Consider the following 1,850-nt stretch of genomic DNA (forward strand, 5'->3'; position numbering starts at 1 on the left):
CCCTGAGGCCGTGCCTGCGCCCGTCGCGACGCTCGTGCGGCGCACGCCGGGCGCGGGCACGGGCGAGGCGGTCGTCTCGGACGGCGACCTGCGCGGGGTCTTCCTGCACGTGCACGGGTACAACGACTACTTCTTCCAGGAGCACCTGGCGAGGGCGGTGGAGGATGCGGGCTACGGGTTCTTCGCGGTGGACCTGCGCGGCGCGGGTCGGTCGTGGCGCCCGGGGCAGGTGCCGCACTTCGTGGAGGACCTGCGGGAGCCGGCGACGGACCTGTCGGTCGCGGTCGCGGCCGTCCGGGGGCTGCACCCGGGTCTGCCGGTCGTGGTGCACGCACACTCGACGAGCGGCCTCGTGGCGTCGTTGTGGGCGCACGCCCACCGTCGCCAGGGGCTGATCGAGGCGCTCGTGCTGGACTCGCCGTTCCTCGACCTCAACTCGAGCTGGTTGAACCGGACGATCGCCACCCGGGTGCTCGACGCCGTCGGGCCGTGGTCTCCGCTCGCGGTGCTGAGCGCCGCGCCGTCGGCGTACGCGGCGCACCTGCTGGCCGCGAACGGGGGCCGGTGGGAGTTCGACCCGACGCTCAAGCGTCCCGAGGGTCTGCCCGTGCGCGCGGGGTGGTTGCGGGCGGTGCGGCAGGGGCAGGCGCGCATCGCCCGTGGGCTCGACGTCGCGTGCCCGGTGCTGGTCGCCCGCTCCGCAGCCTCGGGGCCCGACGACCTGGACAACCCGCTGCTCGATGCGCAGGACACGGTCCTGGACGTCGCCCAGATCGAGCGGCTCGCGCCGCGGATCGGTGCCGACGTGACGGTCCGGGCGATCGAGGGCGGGGTGCACGACCTCACGCTGTCGGCGGACGGTCCGCGGCTCGCGTACCTGGACGCGGTGCTGGGCTGGCTCGGCGACCGGGTCGGGCGGGACCGCCGGCAGGGCGACGGGCACGCCGCAGGAGCCGTCCGGTGAGCGGTCCCGGGGCCCGCGGCGGACGTCCGGGCGCCTGGCACCATCCCTACCTCGACTCCCCCACGGGGTTCGTCGCGCTCGCGCACCGCGGCTTCTCCCGGGACGGGCTCGAGAACTCGCTCGCGGCGTTCGCCGCGGCCCGGGACCTGGGCTTCCGGTACGTCGAGACCGACGCGCACGCGACGTCCGACGGCGTCGCGGTCGCGTTGCACGACGCGAGCCTGGACCGCACGACCGACGGCTGGGGCCTGGTCGCGGACCTGCCCTGGGAGAGCGTGCGGCGGGCGCGGATCGGCGGGGTCGAGCCCGTGCCGCTCCTGGAGGACGTCCTGGGGACCTGGCCGGACCTGCGCGTGAACGTCGACGTCAAGGCGGACTCCGCCGTCGGGCCCGTCGCGGCGGCCGTCGAGCGCACCCGCGCGCACGAGCGCGTGTGCGTGACGTCCTTCTCCCCCGCGCGGCGACGCCGGACGGTCGCTCTCCTGACCCGGCCCGTGGCGACCTCGACCGGGACGAGCGAGGTCGTGACGTTCCTCCTCGCCGCCCGGGCGGGGGCTCCCCGGGGACCGTCCGGCGCCGTGGCCTCGTGGGCGCTGCGGGGCGCGGACTGCCTGCAGGTCCCCGTCGCGCAGGGGCGGGTGCGGGTCGTGGACGCACGGACGGTGGCCGCCGCGCACGCAGCGGGACGCCTGGTGCACGTGTGGACCAACAACGACTCTGTCGAGATGGCGCGGCTCCTGGACCTGGGTGTCGATGGCATCGTGACGGACCGGGCGGACCTGCTGCGCGACGTGCTGGCCGCGCGGGGTTGCTGGGGCTGACGGCCCCCCGCCCCGCCCGGGACGACGGACGGCCCGAGACGACGGACGGCCCGCCTCCCCGAGGA

General features: G+C 76.4%; 2 protein-coding genes. Both read left to right on the top strand.

Annotated elements, in window-relative coordinates:
- Positions 1–964, top strand: a 964-nt coding sequence (locus ACFRCR_RS18620) for an alpha/beta fold hydrolase (RefSeq protein ID WP_377679671.1), incomplete at its 5' end; no start/stop codon positions are given.
- Positions 961–1,785 carry a glycerophosphodiester phosphodiesterase family protein gene (locus ACFRCR_RS18625; protein ID WP_377679673.1) on the top strand — a complete coding sequence of 275 codons (825 nt, stop codon included), beginning with the start codon at positions 961–963 and terminating at the stop codon, positions 1,783–1,785. The genes ACFRCR_RS18620 and ACFRCR_RS18625, both read left to right, overlap by 4 nt.
- Positions 1,786–1,850 lie beyond the last annotated feature (65 nt).

The sequence above is a fragment of the Oerskovia sp. NPDC056781 genome, assembly GCF_042789955.1.
In the GTDB taxonomy this organism is placed as follows: domain Bacteria; phylum Actinomycetota; class Actinomycetes; order Actinomycetales; family Cellulomonadaceae; genus Oerskovia; species Oerskovia rustica.